The sequence below is a fragment of the Sphingobium sp. BS19 genome (genome assembly GCF_027925545.1).
Classification (GTDB): domain Bacteria; phylum Pseudomonadota; class Alphaproteobacteria; order Sphingomonadales; family Sphingomonadaceae; genus Sphingobium.
The window spans coordinates 1-17,297 of sequence record NZ_BSEF01000038.1 but is presented as its reverse complement, the minus strand read 5'-3'; the positions used below and the strand labels follow the sequence as shown (position 1 = coordinate 17,297).

Annotated in this window: 18 protein-coding genes; 7 read left to right on the top strand and 11 right to left on the bottom strand. The window is 58.6% G+C overall.

Annotated elements, in window-relative coordinates; genetic code table 11:
* Positions 1-329 (top strand): IS3 family transposase (locus tag QMG56_RS21955; RefSeq protein WP_281824920.1); only part of this gene is annotated, 329 nt, incomplete at its 5' end.
* Here QMG56_RS21955 and QMG56_RS21950 read toward each other — a convergent pair.
* Together QMG56_RS21950 and QMG56_RS23585 are read right to left on the bottom strand one after the other, a co-directional pair.
* Positions 295-1,788, bottom strand: coding sequence for an asparagine synthase-related protein (locus QMG56_RS21950; RefSeq protein ID WP_281824918.1), 1,494 nt, complete (start codon positions 1,786-1,788; stop codon positions 295-297). The two genes, QMG56_RS21955 and QMG56_RS21950, sit on opposite strands and share 35 nt — an antisense overlap.
* Positions 1,785-2,015, bottom strand: coding sequence for a lasso peptide biosynthesis B2 protein (locus tag QMG56_RS23585; RefSeq protein ID WP_375713750.1), 231 nt, complete (start codon positions 2,013-2,015; stop codon positions 1,785-1,787). The genes QMG56_RS21950 and QMG56_RS23585 overlap by 4 nt, the downstream gene beginning before the upstream one ends.
* A 34-nt stretch (positions 2,016-2,049) precedes the next feature.
* Between QMG56_RS23585 and QMG56_RS21945 the strand changes: the two genes are divergently transcribed.
* The 3 genes from QMG56_RS21945 to QMG56_RS21935 all read left to right on the top strand — a co-directional run bounded on the left by QMG56_RS21945 (position 2,050) and on the right by QMG56_RS21935 (position 6,295).
* The gene (locus QMG56_RS21945; RefSeq protein WP_281824921.1) at positions 2,050-2,982 is read left to right on the top strand and encodes an IS5 family transposase; all 933 of its coding nucleotides are present in this window, start codon (positions 2,050-2,052) and stop codon (positions 2,980-2,982) included.
* 225 nt (positions 2,983-3,207) lie between these two features.
* Positions 3,208-4,887 carry a TonB-dependent receptor gene (locus QMG56_RS21940; protein WP_281824916.1) on the top strand — a complete coding sequence of 560 codons (1,680 nt, stop codon included), beginning with the start codon at positions 3,208-3,210 and terminating at the stop codon, positions 4,885-4,887.
* Positions 4,888-4,969: 82 nt separating this feature from the next.
* Positions 4,970-6,295, top strand: a complete 1,326-nt coding sequence (locus QMG56_RS21935; protein WP_281824914.1) for an MFS transporter — start codon at positions 4,970-4,972, stop codon at positions 6,293-6,295.
* A gap of 26 nt (positions 6,296-6,321) precedes the next feature.
* Here the strand turns inward: QMG56_RS21935 and QMG56_RS21930 are convergent, their stop codons facing one another.
* The 5 genes from QMG56_RS21930 to QMG56_RS21910 form a co-directional block, all read right to left on the bottom strand.
* The gene (locus QMG56_RS21930) at positions 6,322-7,206 is read right to left on the bottom strand and encodes an SDR family NAD(P)-dependent oxidoreductase (RefSeq protein ID WP_281824912.1); all 885 of its coding nucleotides are present in this window, start codon (positions 7,204-7,206) and stop codon (positions 6,322-6,324) included.
* Positions 7,154-8,020, bottom strand: coding sequence for an SDR family NAD(P)-dependent oxidoreductase (locus tag QMG56_RS21925; RefSeq protein ID WP_281824910.1), 867 nt, complete (start codon positions 8,018-8,020; stop codon positions 7,154-7,156). The genes QMG56_RS21930 and QMG56_RS21925 overlap by 53 nt, the downstream gene beginning before the upstream one ends.
* Positions 8,021-8,146: 126 nt before the next feature.
* Positions 8,147-9,367, bottom strand: coding sequence for an acyl-CoA dehydrogenase family protein (locus QMG56_RS21920; protein WP_281824909.1), 1,221 nt, complete (start codon positions 9,365-9,367; stop codon positions 8,147-8,149).
* Positions 9,368-9,572: 205 nt separating this feature from the next.
* Positions 9,573-10,481 carry a LysR substrate-binding domain-containing protein gene (locus tag QMG56_RS21915; protein ID WP_281824907.1) on the bottom strand — a complete coding sequence of 303 codons (909 nt, stop codon included), beginning with the start codon at positions 10,479-10,481 and terminating at the stop codon, positions 9,573-9,575.
* Between the two features lie 13 nt (positions 10,482-10,494).
* Entirely contained in the window at positions 10,495-11,529 is a 1,035-nt protein-coding gene (locus QMG56_RS21910) for an amidohydrolase family protein (protein WP_281824905.1), read from the bottom strand.
* A 170-nt stretch (positions 11,530-11,699) separates the two neighbouring features.
* Between QMG56_RS21910 and QMG56_RS21905 the strand changes: the two genes are divergently transcribed.
* The 3 genes from QMG56_RS21905 to QMG56_RS21895 are packed head-to-tail and all read left to right on the top strand — an operon-like array spanning position 11,700 to position 13,766.
* Entirely contained in the window at positions 11,700-12,434 is a 735-nt protein-coding gene (locus tag QMG56_RS21905; protein ID WP_281824903.1) for an alpha/beta fold hydrolase, read from the top strand.
* Positions 12,434-12,979, top strand: a complete 546-nt coding sequence (locus tag QMG56_RS21900) for a carboxymuconolactone decarboxylase family protein (protein WP_281824902.1) — start codon at positions 12,434-12,436, stop codon at positions 12,977-12,979. The genes QMG56_RS21905 and QMG56_RS21900 overlap by 1 nt, the downstream gene beginning before the upstream one ends.
* Positions 12,972-13,766: an SDR family NAD(P)-dependent oxidoreductase gene (locus QMG56_RS21895; protein ID WP_281824900.1), complete on the top strand. Its 795-nt coding sequence runs from the start codon at positions 12,972-12,974 to the stop codon at positions 13,764-13,766. The genes QMG56_RS21900 and QMG56_RS21895 overlap by 8 nt, the downstream gene beginning before the upstream one ends.
* 122 nt (positions 13,767-13,888) lie before the next feature.
* On the opposite strand, the gene QMG56_RS21890 is transcribed toward QMG56_RS21895, so the two are convergent.
* From QMG56_RS21890 to QMG56_RS21875, 4 genes are all read right to left on the bottom strand, one after another.
* Positions 13,889-15,082 (bottom strand): acyl-CoA dehydrogenase family protein, encoded by a 1,194-nt coding sequence (locus QMG56_RS21890; RefSeq protein ID WP_281824898.1) that lies wholly within the window; start codon positions 15,080-15,082, stop codon positions 13,889-13,891.
* Positions 15,079-15,807 carry a GntR family transcriptional regulator gene (locus tag QMG56_RS21885; RefSeq protein ID WP_281824896.1) on the bottom strand — a complete coding sequence of 243 codons (729 nt, stop codon included), beginning with the start codon at positions 15,805-15,807 and terminating at the stop codon, positions 15,079-15,081. Before QMG56_RS21885 ends, QMG56_RS21890 begins: the two co-directional genes overlap by 4 nt.
* Positions 15,808-16,034: 227 nt before the next feature.
* Entirely contained in the window at positions 16,035-17,081 is a 1,047-nt protein-coding gene (locus QMG56_RS21880) for a cupin domain-containing protein (protein ID WP_281824894.1), read from the bottom strand.
* 29 nt (positions 17,082-17,110) lie between these two features.
* On the bottom strand, positions 17,111-17,297 hold a 187-nt coding region (locus QMG56_RS21875; RefSeq protein WP_281824891.1), incomplete at its 5' end, for an SDR family oxidoreductase.

Genomic DNA, 17,297 nt, shown 5'->3' with positions numbered 1-17,297 from the left:
TGGCGGTGCGCCTGCGCCAGCCTCCGGAAGGCTGCTTTTTTCATTCGGATCGTGGCAGCCAATATTGTTCTTACGACTATCAGAAAAAGCTGCAGGCCTATGGCCTGCGTCCATCGATGAGCGGCAAGGGTAATTGCTATGATAACGCCTCTGTCGAGACGTTTTTCAAAAGCCTGAAAGCCGAACTCATCTGGCGGCAGAGCTGGCCAACGCGGCGTCAGGCAGAAGCTTCCATCTTCCAGTACATCAATGGCTTCTACAACACCCGTCGCCGCCATTCATATCTGGGCGGCATCAGCCCGCTCGCGTTCGAAGCCAAGGTGGCATAATGAGATAGGTGACCGGCACAAAACCGTTACAAGTCCAGAGCTCCAGTATTGGCTGCGAGGCGAGCGGATGCAGCACTGGAACGCCTCCCCGCTCGCCATATGCATCGAGCGAGTAATGCATTCGTAGAATCATTGCTACGTGCGCTGCCTTTCCGGGCAGCCTGGTACCTTGGGGAATGGCGAGCCAAGGGTGGTCGATGGGCGCTTTCGAAAGTATTTCGAGCGCGTCGCGCGCGATGAAGCTCGCTTCTTCCCGCCAGATGTATCCGTTCGCGGCGTTGCGCCAGGCCGCAACCCCTTGCGAAATTGCTTGCAGGGCGGTTGCTCCGGTCAAGCTGCAGATGTCTCGCAGTGTCCCTAGCAGGCCCGTTGAAGGCCCGTTCACTGAAAAGCGGTCAGCGAGAGACCGTGCGGAACGACTCATGTAAAAGACGTTATCACCGCCATTGCCTGTAAAGATGGCGTTTGCACCGGCGTCGGTGGCGACCTTCACTGCGATCGCATCGAAGGATAGGGCGTCCACCCGCCCGCCCGGGGTAGGAAGATGGCTTACAGAGGACTTGTTGAGATCGATGTGAGCTAAAGAATAGCGCTCTTCAAACAGGGGGCTGCCCAGGTATGACGCCATGGTCCGGGCGAACGCTCTTTCGTCACCCAGTGGATCGTCCGTTGTGAGCGTTAAGAGTGACAAATCGTTTCCGACATTGCGAAGACATGCCGCAACGATTGACGAGTCGAGCCCTCCTGAGACGGCCAGAAGCCCTTTGTTGTGGAGCCTTCCCCAGCCGGAGACGCAGGATTGGACAGTTCGTCGAAGATCTGCTGCAAGCTCGTCTGGCGATCGATCATCCAGGGAACTGACGAACTTCCAGGGGTCCCATCGGATAGCCGTTGTGGTACGTGACCCTTCTATATTCAGAGATGTGCCCGGAAGGAGTTGACCGACGCCGATGAGCGCAGTCGTGGTTTCTGGCATACCAGCGATCAAAAGCGCTCTGGCAACTCCAGTTGGGTCAATCGATAGGCTTGGCAATCCGGCAGCGCAGAACAGGGACGGCGCGGACGCCAAGACAAGTTCGCATCCATCGCTTGTGTGGTAGCACGGCATGGCGCCAGAAGGGTCGCGGATTACGGAAAGCGCGTTCTCCGATCGGATGACGGCAACATATCGGCCCCAATACCGCCGTAGCAGGTGCTCCCCTTTTGATCTGCAGATCGCCTCAATCTCGGCCGGATCAAGTTGTTCAACGCGTTCCGGTGGCCCGTAGCGATGGAACAGCGTGCCGATGATGAAGCCATTTTGCGCTGGCAAGGTGATCAGCGCGCGAGGGTCGCTGATGTCCAGGCGGAGCCCCGGCATGATGTCCTGTCTGAAAAGGAGAGATATCGTCGGACGGACACTGTCCGCATCGTAGACCAGACCTTGGCCGGCTATCCGCGCGACAAACTGGACGCTCATTCGAGGACCAGGATCGGCGTGTAAAGATTGACCTGTTCGGTGGAGTCGTTGAGCACCGCGGTATCTATTTGCACCCATGCGTGCGCCGCAAATGGATCTGACCGCACTCCGATGACGAACTGGACAGGGATCCCATGCGCGCGACATAAGGAAAACATCGCCAGCGATCGCGCCAGACAGCGATTTGTCCGGCCAAAGGGCTTTGTTGCATAACGACGGGGTGGGATTCCTTATGGGAATCCAGGTGTGTAGATGGGTTGGATGCCCAAGCCAGCTGCACCGAAATACCGCACGACGAACTGGAGCGCGTATAACGCGGCACTGAAGCGGCGGGGTTCGTTGGAGATATGGTTTGATCCGGGCATGCAGTGGCTGTCAGCGCCGAGCGGTCGCCCTGGCCGTCCGCTGCGTTTTTCGGACAGCGCGATCGAGCTGTGCCTGACGCTGAAGGCGCTGTTTGGCCTGCCGTTACGGCAGGTGACGGGGTTGGTGGCAAGCCTTCTCAAGCTTGCGGGCCTCGACTGGCTGGTGCCGGACTACACGACGCTATGCCGCCGCCAGAAGACATTGACGGTCGCGCTTGGCGGGCGGCCCAGTTCAGGCGGCCTGCATCTTCTGGTCGACAGCACCGGCATCAAGATGACAGGCGAAGGGGAATGGAAAACCCGTAAGCATGGCGCCTCCTATCGTCGGCAATGGCGCAAGGTGCACTTGGGGATTGACGCTGAAACACTGGAGATCCGGGCGATCGAGGTCACCACCAACGGGATTGGCGACGCGCCTGTCCTGCCCGATCTGTTGGCGCAGATTCCGTTGAATGAGCGGATCGCAACCGTTGGCGGGGACGGCGCCTACGATACCAAAAAATGTCACGCCGCGATCGCCGGGCGTCATGCCGAGGCGGTCATTCCGGTTCGCCGCAACGGACGGCCATGGAAAGAGGACGGCCCGGGCGTGGACGCCCGCAACGAAACGCTCCGTGCGATCAAACGGCTTGGACGCACGATCTGGAAGAAATGGAGCGGCTATCATCGCCGCAGCCTTGTCGAGACCAAGATGCATTGCTTCAAGCTGCTCGGTCAGCGCGTTGCATCCCGCACCCTCGACCGTCAGATAACCGAGCTCAAAGTCCGTGCCACAATCCTCAACCGCTTCTCGCAAATCGGGACGCCGAAGACGCTCCGCGTCGCATAGAAATCAACAGTAATACCACCCTCGTCGCGCTATCGCGTTATGCAACAAAGCCGTCCGCAGGGATCACTATATGGCAAGAACACTCTGGGCGGCGCTGTCGTGGTTGAAACGCAAAAGCCCAACCTGACCGACACAACTGGCTTCGCCGAGGGCACGATCGGCAATTCAGGCATTCTACGCGCCAAAGGCGCAATCAGTACACCGATCGCCGATGGCGTCGCGGTTATGCTGGGCGGCCGCGCGAAACATGCCAATGCCTTCGATTACAACGTCACAACCGGCAAAAGACCGCCCGACACCGATGGCTGGGGCCTTATTGGCGCTGTGCGCTATGCCAAGGATGATCTGGAAATCAATATAAACGGTGACTATGACGATCTGAAGAACAGCGGACCACTTTACCATACAGTGCGCTTCCGCGATTCCTTCCAATACTCCTCCCTGTTCACTCCACGTGCCCCACTTCCGACCAGGCCGCTACTGGATCTGGGGCCCCGCGAGCTTGTAACGGACACTCTGTCGAGCAATTATGCCTCGAATATCGACGGATATGAAAATCGGACGGTCCATGGGCTGACGGCCAATATCAGCTATGATTTTGCCGCATTCACCCTGAAATCGACCAGTTCATGGCGCGGATTCGAGCTGGATGCACTGTCAAACGTAGGATCAGTTGGATTGCCGCTGTTCAATGTTCTGACCGATATCGAGCAGGACCAATACAGCCAGGAAATTACGTTGGTATCGGAATCCGGCAAGCGATTTGAATGGATCCTCGGTGCGCTGTATTATCATGAGGTATTTACCTACGTTCAGGACAGCATTGATTTTCGTGGGCGCTTGACCAACAATGTCGGCGGCGACAATGCAGGCATCACGCCGACCGTCACGAATGTGAATGCAAGGCAGCCGACAGATACCTTCGCCGTTTATGGCCAAGTGGGCTATCGCCTGACAGATGCGCTTAAAGTCACGGTCGGTCTACGCTATGCGCGGGACAAGCGCGCGTCCAACAAGATCCAGACCTCAACGATCAATTTCGGCAAACCCACCCAGTTCAACCCGGTAATATTTCCTGGAACCACCGTTACCAACCCGATCACCACGAACGAGTCTGCGACTTGGGACGATCTGTTGCCGGAAGCCGTGATCCAATATGAAATCAATGATGATGTTTCGATCTATGCGAAGGCAAACAAGAGCTACCGTCCTGGCGGTTACTCGCCGCAACGCACGGCTACAGCACCGACCAGGTTCGAAAAGGAATCTTCGTGGACCTATGAGGCCGGTCTACGCACCAAGGCCTTCGATGGTCGCGCAACCTTCAATCTGACTGGCTTCTATACGCAGTGGAAAGACCAGCAGGTGCAGGTCATTGCTCAAACCGAATTTGCAGTGGCCAATAATGACGCCCATATGGCGGGACTCGAGCTTGAATCCAGGTTCGAAGTGACGCCGGAATTCCAGGCGGGGCTTGCGCTCGCATGGCTACCCAAAGCGGATTATAGTAGCGGACTGCTGCAGGTACGCGATGTGGTGACCGGTATCGGTAGGAACATACCGGCCAAGGGCAACCGCATGCCTTATGCTTCGAAATGGTCAGGCTCGGTTTTTGGCCAGTATAAGAAGGAGTTTGGCGATGGCTGGGAGCTTATGCTGCGTGCAGACGTGTCGAACATGTCTTCGCAGTTCCGTATTGCCGGCAACCCGGAAATCGTGTCCCCATCGTTCACGTCGCTGGATAGCCGCGTCGCTCTGACGAAGGGTGCCTATAGCATCGCATTCTGGGGGCATAATCTGTTGAACGAGCGCTACTATGGCAGCACCACCTCCCTGCCATTCGCAGATTCGACGCCGATTTCGGATCCACGGACATATGGGCTGACCATCGGGGTTCGTTACTGAAGAGAGACATGGTTTCGAAGGGCGGTGGTGCGAAAGCACTGCCGCCTCGTAAACTGCCTACTTTGCGTCGAGGGGGAACGTCGTGGCCAACCAAACACGCGCTGGCGAAAACTACCCAAGTCTTCGCCGGGCTTATCTGACGCTGACAGTGCTTGTGGTTGCGTTTGTCATCGCCATGGTTGACCGGCAGATCCTCTCGCTGATGGTTGCCCCTATGCGAAAGACGCTGGGGATCAGCAATTTCGAAATCGGCCTTTTACAGGGTACGGCCTTCGTAATTTTCTACTGCTGTTTAAGCATTCCTATTGGTCGTATCGCCGATCGCTATAACCGTCGAAATCTGATCGCCATCGGCATGCTACTGTGGAGTTTTGCCACGGTAGCATGCGCATTTGCCGACAATTTCTGGACCCTGTTCCTTGCCCGCCTGTGTGTTGGCGTCGGAGAAGCGGCACTCGCCCCGGCGGGTTACTCCCTGATCGCTGACTCTTTCCGTCCCGACCGCCTTGTCCGTCCCAATCAGATTTTCTCGATGGGGGCCATGTTGGGTGCGGGCACCGCGCTGCTCATCGGTGGGCCGGCGCTCGATTTCACGGCGGCGATAGCACCAATTTTTGCCGACGGCCGGTTCGAGCCGTGGCAACTCGTTTTCATTCTTGTCGGACTGCCAGGGATTGCCTTGAGTGCCGCTACGTTCCTCCTGATCAAGGAGCCCAAGCGGTTGCACGATCAAGCCATGCCTTCGTTGAAAGAAACCTTTCATCACATCTGGAAGCACCGCAGCCGGTATTTCCCGTTATACGCCTGTGCGGCGTTGCTGACCGTAATCTTTTATGCAAACCTTGGATGGTTGCCGACGCACTTCATCAACTCTTTCGCGATGACGCCCGGCGAGGTTGGCCTTCTGCTCGGGATCGCCTTGATCCCATCGGCGCTGCTTGGCGCCTATCTGGGGCCGATGTTCACAGCCCTGCTGGCGCGCCGTGGCTATGCGGATGCGCACATGCGCACCGTGCTCATTGTTTCGTTGATCATTCTACTGCCTGTGTCGGCCCCGCTCATCGACAACCGAGGGGTGCAGCTGGCGGCGGTATTCTGCTATTTCTTGCTGCAGAACTCGTATTTTGGCGCAATCTCGGCTTCTATCCAGCTATCCACGCCCAATCGCATGCGTGCCGTCGGCATGGCCCTGCTGTTTCTGATCGTCAATCTGGTAGGCCTTGGGGGCGGGGCTGCACTTGTCGGCTGGTTTGCGGACAATGTCTTTGTGGACGACAAATATGCGATCGGTCACTCGGTCGTACTGGTCGGCTGTGCCGCTGCTCTTGCCTCTGCCCTTGTCGCAGCAGCAACACTCAAGCGCTACCGCCTACCGCTCGCCGATGCGAACGCCACCGCCGGAGGATGATGGAGCACCAAATAAGGCGTTAATCTTCAAGGAATCGTCACGCCGCCGTCGATTGGCAGCGTTACTCCAGTGACATAGCTTGAAGCGTCGGAGGCAAGCCACACTGCGGCGCTCGCAACCTCGTCGACGGTTCCCAACCGAGCCATAGGCGCTGCGTCCAGCATTTTCTGAAGCGCCTCGGGATTGGCGGCCGGGCCGCGGCGCAGCATCTCCGTCATGACAGGTCCGGGCGCCACACAGTTCGCACGAATGCCTGACGGGGCCATCTCAATCGCGACAACCTTGGTCAGGCCAATCAAGCCATGCTTGCTGGCAACATAAGGCGCAATGAGCGGGCGGGCGGTCATGCCGAGAATTGATGAAGTATTGACGATCGCCCCACCGTTGCCGGCCGCCAACATGGCGCGCACCTGCCACTTCATCGCGACAAACACACCACGAAGATTAACCGCCATAACATCGTCGAACATATTATCGTCGGTATCGATGAATGAGGTTCGGGCAGACTGGTGGCCGGCGTTGTTGAACGCGATATCGAAGCGGCCGAAGCGCTCTGCAGTCATGCTGACAGCATGTTCGAGGGAGGCACGATCGGTCATGTCGACCCGCACGGGAACGACAGAGTCTCCCGATGGGTCGAGATCCTGGGCCAGCGCCGCCAGGGCTTCAAAATCCCGCGACCCAATAACCAACCGCGCCCCCGCAACATAAGCCGCGCGCGCAATTGCCTCCCCGATTCCCCGGCTGGCGCCTAGCAACAAGCCCACCTTGCCGGTCAATAATTGCGCCACGACCGGCCCCGCCGCGCCATTCATTGCACCGCGTCCGACATTGCCCCGCACATCGGGCCGGCGATCGTCATGCGCCGGGCTTGCCAGCGGCGGAGGTGCGATACCGATCGATGATGGCAACAAATTTCTTGGATAGTTCCGGATTTGGCCGTCCAAGGCCGCCACTGGCAACCCAGCCGCCGTCAACGACCAAATTCGCGCCGGTTATGTAGGAGGCATCGTCGGAAACGAGGAACAGTGCTGCCTTGGCAATGTCCTCAGGCTGGCCAAGGCGCTTCACCAGCAGCAGGTCAGTGAACGCATCCTCACCGATCGCGTCGACCCAGAATCCGGTGGCAGGGGTGAGGATCACGCCTGGCGAAACCGAGTTCACGCGGATGTTCCAGGGTGAGTATTCGATGGCCAGGTGCTGGCTCATCCGGATCACCCCGGCCTTGGTGACATTGTGTGCCAGGTGGACGGGGACGTTCCCGGGTGTGCCAGCGCCCACGATGCCGGCGACAGAGGCGGTGTTGAGGATCACCCCTCCCCCCTTGCGCTTGAACACTTCGAGCACATGCTTGTTCATCAGGAACATGTTCGTCAGCTCATTGTTGAGCGAGAACATCCAGTTTTCAAGCGTCAGTTCATCGGCTGGCGCTCCGCGGGCAGCCGATGCATTGTTATAGACAATGTCGAAATCGCCAAAGCTGGTTACGGCAAAGTCGATAAGGGCCTTTACTTGATCTTCGTTCGACAGATTGGTGGGCGTCAGCGATACCATTTCGCCGCCCTTGGCCTTCACCATCGCAACAGTCTCGCGGTCTTCATCGACCTTCAGATCGCAGCCAATAACCTTGGCGCCTTCGGCGGCGAAGAGCAAGGCTGCGGCGCGGCCCTGACCACCCGCAGTCCCGGTAACTAGGGCAATCTTTCCTGCCAGACGTCCAGCCATCTCTCCATTCTCCCCTAATTTTATGTCGGCGTTGAAACCGTCCATGCATCAAAGCCCAGCCGCCCGTAACCTCTAATTGCCATGCCTTACGAGCCCCGCCGCCATTTTCTACGATCCAAGGCCACCCTAACCCTGGACCGGCAGAGCCCGGGGGCAACCATTGCGATAATATTCCATGATGCTGGGCGCCGAATGCACCAGATGCACGGGATCGACAAAAAGGTGGTTCACCGCAACAAAGGTATCGCGAAACACGCGACCGATCGGCGTGGAATTGCGAAAACCTTCCGAACCGCTCCACTTGTAGCAGCCGCTGACCACGTCAGCCGCAACCTTATGAACCCAAGATGTGACCTGACGGAACCGCGCCTTCTGATAGGCGGTAAGCGGGCGATTGGCGATCGCGGCGGCCTCTGCCTCATCGAAGACCTGCAGCACATAGCCGCGAGCCGCCATGTAGCTTGCCTCGTAGTCGCTAAACTCCTGCATGAAGGTCGGATAGTCGCCAATCAAACCCGGATAGCCCACGCGCTTCTTTTCGGCGCCGATCCGGCCGACCTCCTGCAGGGCGCGCTTCATCGCACCCAGCACAACACCGGCATGACCCGCAGCAACGATGGGTTGAAAGCCGATCGTGAACAGCGCGGCACCGCGCCTGGGGATCGCAGTAACCCGCTCCATCGTGAAGTCTTCAGCCACGAACTGTTCAGGGACGTCATAATCGAAGCTTCCGGTTCCGGACAGGCCGGCGACATCCCAGCCGTCCTTGACGTCAACCATGTCGCGCGGGATGAAGCAGACTTGGACCTGCGGGCCATGCGGCAACTGCCTGATACCATCGCCCTCCTTGACCATGAAACCCGCGCCAAACCAGTTGGCGTGTCCGCAACCGCTGCCGTAGGAGAATTTGCCGCTCGCGCGGTAGCCGCCATCGACCACCTCGACCTTGCCACCCGGACCGAACATGCCGGCCACAATCGGACGTTCGCGCCCACCGAACATTTGATCGATCGCGCGGTCGCCAAGATAGGCCCCCGCAGCGGCGATGCACTCCGAATTGGCCATGAACGACCAGCCTACGGAGCAGTCAGCGTTCGAAAGCTCTTCGATGACTTCGATCAGTTCGCGATAGCCGCAACCGCCACCTCCGACTTCAGTGGGCGCAAGCATCCAGAAGAGCTCGGTTTCCTTCAGCGCATCAACGACCGTCGGGGACATCGAACGCAGTCCGTCCGAAACCGGAACCTCTGACTCGATCAGCGGCGCCAGCGAACGGGCCGTGGCCACCCAGTCCCTCGGCTGCGCTTTCGCGACCTCCACCTTCTTGAGAAGTGCTTTATTTTTCATCGCTTTTCAGCTCCAGAACAGCGTTAAAGGGCAAATCTCCGCCTGCCCCGCAGCTTGAATCCAGTTCAGCGACGGGATGGCCGCAACCGGTTCGCTTTTATCCAACAGACAAATGGCTATATGCCCGCCAGTCTGGCCCGCAACAAATCCGGATTCACGAACAACGCGTGCGATTGTGCAAAACATGCCGCACCGTGTCGGGCAGCTATCTCGGCTGGTCGCGTTCATTATCCTGTTGCAGGGCCGCAACGAAATCGCGGGCGAATGAAGGCAGGGATTCAAACTTGCGTGCGCATATCTGGTGTGCGAGCTTTGCGCCCGGATCGGCAATCGGCACGATCTTGATCGCCATCGTTTCCGCAGCGCGCTGCGCCGATGGTCCGGGTGCAACCCCCACGCCAATGCCCGCCTCGATCAGGCCACACATGGAATCCAGCGTCGTCGCCCGAGCGCGCACGCGCATCTTCATCGACAATTCTTCCGCTGCCCTCATCACCGGTGAATAGGTCGGACTTCCGTCGGGGAAGACCACGAAGTCGTTCTCCAGCGCCTGTTTGAAGGTGACGCTTTCCTGGTCTGCCAGACGGTGACCCAACGGCACCACGAGGACGAGGTCGATCTCGCGATAGGGTATGCTCTCCAGCCTGTCCGAACCCACATCGCCCGTGACGATGCCGATATCAGACACACCGGCTGCCACCGATCGAACGATCTCCCCGGTGAACAATTCCCCTAAGTCCAGCCGCACTTCCGGCCGCATCGCCAAAAAGCGTCGCAGCGATCCAGGGAGATATTCCTTTATCGCGGTGGGATTGGCTGCGATCCGAAGGTGCCCGCGCATGCTCTGAGCATATTCCTCCAGATCGGCATTGAGGGTTTCGATCTGGTCGAGAATCTGCCTGGCGTGATAAAGGAACGCTTGCCCGGCGACGGTAAGGCTCATGCCCGTGCTGCTGCGCATCAGCAGCTTGGTACCGCTTCGCGCCTCAAGGTTCGCAAGCCGCGTGCTGGCTGCAGACGCGGAAAGGCAAACCTCGGCAGCACCTTTCCGCAGGCTCTTAACCTCCGCAATCTGCACGAACAGTCGAAAATCCACGAGATCGAAGTGGTTCAAGCCCTGCCTCCATTTATTCTTTTATCTCATAGCACGGCAAAAGCCCCAGATATCGCCGCGGATTGAGGACTGAAATCTGCCTTATCTCTTCGGCGCTTGGTCCATTCTGCTCCAAGCTGGCCTGCTCAAGCAGCTTGATCGGCGCCTCCTCATGGCCCCGAAATGGATAGTCGGACCCGATGAGCAATTGCCCGACCCCGAAAGTCTTGGCCAACTGGCCCACCAAGGCCGGATTGAAAACCGTCAGGTCGTAATATGCCCGCCGCGCCGTGCTAAGCGGGGATTCCTCGAGCAGATCGGCAAAGGCAGGCAGCACGCGCCAGTAATGCTCCATTCTTGCAAGAATTGTCATCAGCGCGCCGCCGCCGTGACTGAATGCGATGCGCAGGTCGGGATGCCGCGACAGCACGCCGCCGGTTATCAAGCTTGCGGCCGCCAGTCCGATCTCTCCAGGAAAAGCGATGATAGGCTCCAGAAAGGCAGGGCCGGCGAGCATTTCCCTTCCCGATGCGCGAATGGCGTGCACGAAGACCGAAACGTCCAGATCGACTGCCGCCTCGAAAAACGGCTCGAACCGCTTGTCGCCGATCGCCGCGCCATTGATATTGCTGCCCACTTCGACTGCACGAAGCCCCAGGATTTCACGGTTATAGCGCAACTCGCTGATCGCCAGATCGATATCCTGAAGCGGTACAGCCCCCATGCCAATAAAATGCGCAGGATCCTGCGCAACCATGGCCGAGATCTCGCCGTTGACATGGCGCAGCAATGCCTGGGCATCCGCCGGTTCCAGCCAATAAGAGAGCAATTCCGGCATGGGCGAAACCACCTGCCGCGCAAGGCCCATCTGCGCCATATCCGCAATACGCCGTTCCGAGCTCCAGGCTGCATCCCTGACGTTGCGGAACACTTTTCCTGAAACCATCATATTGGCATGGCCACATCCGTCATGGCACATCGACGGCCACGGCACAGACGTTGATGCACCGGTGTAGGCGGGGAAATTTGCCGGCACCATGTGGGTATGAATGTCGATTGTTTCGGTCATCAACCCCTACTTACCGCCTTTGCCCAATGCGGCAAACAAAGGGCCATGACCGGTACGGCATATCGCATATGTGATATGCCGTACCGGTCACCCATTACTCCAAGCATGGCCTTGCCAAACATACTATCCTTGCGAACGATATCGTAAGTGGCCCGCGGCGGAGAGATCGAATGCCCTTTTTCACTAAGGATGATGCCAGGATTTATTACGAGATTCGCGGGGCTGGCTATCCGTTACTCCTTCTTCCACCGGGCGGCATGGGGGCGACGATCGAGTTCTGGGAAAGAACCGCCTTCAACGCGGTAGAAATATTCTCAGAGCACTTCCGCGTCATAGCATTGGACCAGCGCAATGCTGGCCGCTCATCCGGCCCGCTGTCTGAAGGCGATCCGTGGGCGCTTTATCTGGCGGACCATATCGGCCTGCTCAATCATCTCGGCATCGCCAAATGCCATGTGTTGGGTTGCTGCATCGGTTCGTCCTATGCCCTTAACCTCGCCAAATCCGCGCCAGAGCGTATTGCTTCACTGGTTCTCGAACAGCCGGTCGGCCTCGACGATGGCAATGATCAGGTCATGCCGAACGCCTGGCGCGCCTGGGCCGAAGGCATGCTCGCAAAGAACCCGGACCTCGATGCCGAAACGCTGGAGGCATTCGGCAAGCGAATGTGGGGTAGCGATTTCGTGCTGAGCGTAAGCCGTGAAGATATTTCGAACTGCCAGACACCCATGCTGGTGCTGCCCGGCATCGACCTCTTCCATCCAACCGAGATCGGCCGGGAAGTCGCGCGATTGGCGCCCAATGCCCGAATCCTGGAGCCATGGAAGGAGCCTGCGGATCTTGTGCCCGGCACTATTGCCAAGATACGGGCCTTCCTCAACAATAACACGCCGGCTGCTTCGTAATGGCACGCCTGCCCTACGCCGAGCCGGTTAGCGATGAAGCCGCCATTGTCGCACAACATGTCGTCGAACAGCGCGGCGAACTTCTGCACCTTTATCGGATGATGCTGCACAGTCCTCCCGTGTGTCAGGGCTGGCTGACCTATCTTACTGCCATTCGCCAGCAGTGCGAACTGCCGGGCGCGATACGCGAGATGGTCATTATGCGGATCGCGCATCTCAACGGTGCCCCCTATGAGGCCGAGCAGCACGCCCCCCTTGCTCGGGCCGAGGGCATGTCAGATGCGCAGATTGAGGCGTTGAACGACTGGCAGGGTTCTTCCCTGTTCGATGCACGCCAGCGCGCCGTGCTTTCCTATTGTGATGCGATGACCCGAAACGTCCAGGTGTCCGATGACGCATTCGCCACAGTTCGCGAATTTTTCGACGAACGCGGCGTTGTCGAGTTAACCGCCACGATTGCCGCTTACAGCATGGTCTCTCGGTTTCTGGAGGCCCTGAATATTCACAGCACGGATTGCATTTCGGTGGGGAACATCAATGTTTGAACTTACAGACAAGGTCGCGCTGGTTACAGGCTGCGGATCGAGTGCGCCGGGCTGGGGCAACGGCAAGGCGATCGCCACCTTGTTCGCCAGGCAGGGCGCCCATATCGTCGGCGTCGACCGCGACACCGAAGCCGGCTCGGAAACCGTTCGGGTGATTACCGAAGAGGGCTTTTCCTGCCGGGTCGAAACTGCTGATGTGACCGACGATGCCAGCGTCGCCGAACTGGTGAAGAAAGTCATCGAACGCGAAGGCAGGATCGACATTCTGGTCAACAATGTCGGCTACTCCATGCCAGGCGGACCCGCGGAGTTGACGGAAGCGGTCTGGGACGAGCAGATGGATGTGAATCTCAAATCGGCATATCTGACCTGCCACCATGTCCTCCCCATCATGGCGGAACAGGGGAAGGGCGCGGTCGTCAATATCGCCTCTGTGGCGGGGCTGCGCTATGTCGGCAAACCGCAGGTCGCCTATGCTGCGGCCAAGGCCGGCCTCCTCCAGTTCAGCAAGACGACTGCCGTCATTTATGCGGATAAGGGGGTGAGGGTAAACTGCGTCGTACCTGGACTGATGGAGACCCCGCTTTTGGGCGCGCTCGCCCAGAAATATGCCGGCGGCGACTACCAGGGATTCGTCGCATCGCGCCACAAGCAGGTGCCGATGGGCCATATGGGCAATGCATGGGATGTTGCCCACGCCGCCTTGTTCCTCGCATCGGACGAAGCCAGTTATGTCACCGCGACGGAACTCGTGGTCGATGGTGGCTTTACGTCAGCCACCCGGTAGAGAGACGATGATCGCTATTCCTGTCGGGTAAGCGGTCACCTCTCTGCGCGCCTGGTTCGAGGTTTGCTGTCTGGCCACGGCGCGAAGGGGGGCGCAATTGCCCCCCTTCCCACCAATGCCCTTTACGCTGCAGCCGCACGCCCATCGGCCACCGATTGCATGTCGACCAGCTTCGAACCCGCAAGCAACTGGTAGTTGTCGGTGCCAGCTGCAGCATGAGCCGCGGCCACGCGGGCATCTCGCCAACGACGCTGAATGCTGTTGCCGTTGTAGCACGCGCTGGATCCGGCCAGGTCGAAGACCTCGTCGGCGATTTCGGTGCAAATGCGCGAGACATAGGCAACCATACTGCCATGCCTTGCTTCATCCGCCTGGGTCGGTTGGATACCGGAACGGGCCAGCTCCATCGCTTCCAGCGCAAACCAGTCCGCCGTGGCGCGGGCCGCGTCAAGCTTTGCCATCATGGCACCATAACGGCCGGTGAAAACAGGGTCTTCGATCAGCCGCATGTTCGGACGGAAAGCTGGCCGCTTCGTCTGCGCGAGCTGGGCAAGGTCATCCATGGCACCATAGGCGATCCCAAGGCTCACTGCCGTGTGCTGCGTGGCGGTCAATATCCGGAAGGTCAGATTGTAGATCGGGCTGTCCAGATTGTTGCGCCCGAACAGCGAAACGGCGTGATCGGCGGGAACGAACACGTCGTCGATCACAAAGTCGTGGCTCGACGTGCCGCGCATCCCGACAGAGTGCCAGGTATCAAGGAATTTTGCCTGATCCTTGGGCACCAGCACGACACGAATTTCTGGGATGCCGTTAGGCCCCATGCGCGGCCGTTCGCCATCGAACACGATACCCGAAGCCATCACCCACTTGTTGTCAAAGCTGCCGGTGCCGAACGGCCATTGCCCGCTGATCCTGTAGCCACCTTCGACTTCCACGATACGACCCTTCGGCGCCAGGGCGCCCCGCACCATCACATCCCCTTCGTCTCCGGCGACTTTACGGATGATATTTTCCGAGAAGATCGGCAGCAAGGCGTTGTATCCAGCCGCGACCATTGCAGTCCATCCGGTCGAGCCATCCGCACGGGCGAGCGCCTCCACAACCCTTGAAATCTGCAGTAGGTCGAGACCTTTGCCGCCAACGGTTTCGGGCAGCATCATCCGAAAGAGCCCCGCATCCCGCATCTTGTCGATGATCCGGGCCGGCACACTGCGACTGCTTTCGATTTCCTCCGCTGCAGCAGAGATTTCAGGAAGAATTTCCTCTATTTTTTCGAGTACTTCCGAGTCGCCTTTCACACTATGGAACATCATTTCTCTCCTAATTGACCTAAGGGTGTGCAGGTTTCATCCGGGCCACACAGATATTCCGAGAACCGCTCCGCCGATCTTGCTATGTGTCGACGCATTGCCTGCTCGGCGGCGTCCTCGTCGCGGTTAGCGATTGCCGCGAAGATCGCGTTCATTTCGTCGAGCGCCTGCGGCGACAACTCCGCCTCGAAGATTTCGGCGAGGAGATGCGCGTGCGTATGGATGCGCTCAAGCATGCCCGTTATGATGGAATTGCCGCTGGCACCCGCCACGATGCGATTAAACGCCATATCCAGCGCAAGGAAATCGCCGTACCGCAGGCCCCTGCCGCCGTTCGGAAGCGCCGCGACCTCCGCAACGACCTGTTGAAGTTCGGCCATTTCGGTCGATGTGATATTCACGGCGGCGCGGCGCGCGACGAATGGATCAAGCAACAGCCGAACTTCGAACAGTTCGGCAATTTCCTGCGGGGTCAGTGCGGGCGCGGCGCAAAAGCCGATATTCGTAATCCGGGTGACAAGCTGTTCGGCCTCCAGCCGACTCAGCGCCTCACGAACTGGCGTTTGCGAAACGCCCAATGTGCGCGCCAAGGCTTCGACGCCGATCCGGGAACCCGGGGCGATTTCACGCCGGCGGAGCATTGACCGAACACGGTCGTGCACCCGTTCGGACAGAGCGGTTGAGCTTAGAATGGCGGACGGCCCCGCGCCTACTCGGTGGTCAACCATAGCATCCCTCCTTTCGAGATTCGCTATACCATATATAATATAGGATTTCAAAAGGTCCAACAGGTTTCCGCAAGCGCGCCGGGTCGCCGAGAGCGCAGGGTTCAGGCTGAAGGTGGCCTGGCGCGCCGCGCCAGGCGTTGCCGCAGATCACGCACTAAAGCCTCGACGCTAGTTCAGCCCCGATTGTTCGCCAAAAGCGGCGGCGTTCGCGAGCTGATAAATCGCACTTATCGCAATTCCATACGCTCTATGCCCATGCTCCGGAGCAAAGCGGCTTCGGTCACCACGAACAAGAGTGCTCTTTCGTCGGTGGACTGATTGCGATGCGCGTGCCAGACCCAGTTTGGCAACACAAAGACGTCGCGTTCTTTCCAGTCTATATCGGTATGACCTTCTATGCTGGTCGTTCCACTTCCCTCCATGACATAGCAAAGTGAGCTTGCGGTCTTACGATGTTCGACGCCCGTGAATCCAGCCGGAAGCAATTGTACGTTGCAGCTAAGCGTCGGCAAAACCGATTCACCTGTGAACGGATCGAAATATTCCAGCATCACGCCATCACAAGGATCAACTCCTTGCGAAGCTTGGCGCGATAGTTCCGTCTCTGTTTCAGCCCAAGGGAAGCGCAGCCGCGGGCTCCCAGCGGTCGATACGACGCCTCGTCGCCTCAAAAAATGGGAACGGCTATCCGCATCTGCCCGGGGGCGCCCGTCCAGTTCCTGCGATTTCGTATTCGGGACGCGGTAAGACATCTGCTTCAATCCAGCAACAATCGGCAGATCAAGCACATCAAGCCACACGCCGGGCCTGTCACCATCATTGTGATGATCATGCTTTGCCCACGCCGGTGTCAGGATCAGATCATGTTTTGCCATAGGCAAGTGCTCACCATCGACGACCGTCGACAGCCCATCCACTCCGTCAATTACGAAACGGAGGGCTGAGATCGCGTGGCTATGCGTCCATTCCACCTCTCCGGGCAGAACCATTTGAACAGCCCCGAGCAACGCATGAGTAGAACCTACGGGCAAGGCAGGATTGGAAAACGATAGTGTGCGCCGGACAGTGGTGGTTTCCTTCAACGCTTCACAGCTCTTGTCGAGCATTGTGCTGATCGTTTCCCATGACCACTTGAAGGGAATACCGGCTGGAGCGGGACCGCCAATGGCTTTTTGCAACAAAGCCTCGAATTTCCACTGACCGGTCATGTTGACCCCGGCTAACTCCCCGTCGAATGCTGCCAGCCTTTCGTTGCCGCTTTCTCCGTCCTTCATGCTAATCTCCCGCGTCATAAAGTAAAATCCTACAATCCGCGCGTACGCCCGCCGTCCACATCAACCAATGCGCCATGGATGTATTCAGCCCGCGGGCTGGCCAGAAACGCAACGATGTCCGCGATGTTCTCCGGTTTGCCGAAGCGCGGTGCCCCAGCGATCTTCAGCAGTTTGGCGCGAGCCTCATCCTCGGGCATCTGCATGGCTTTGAGCACG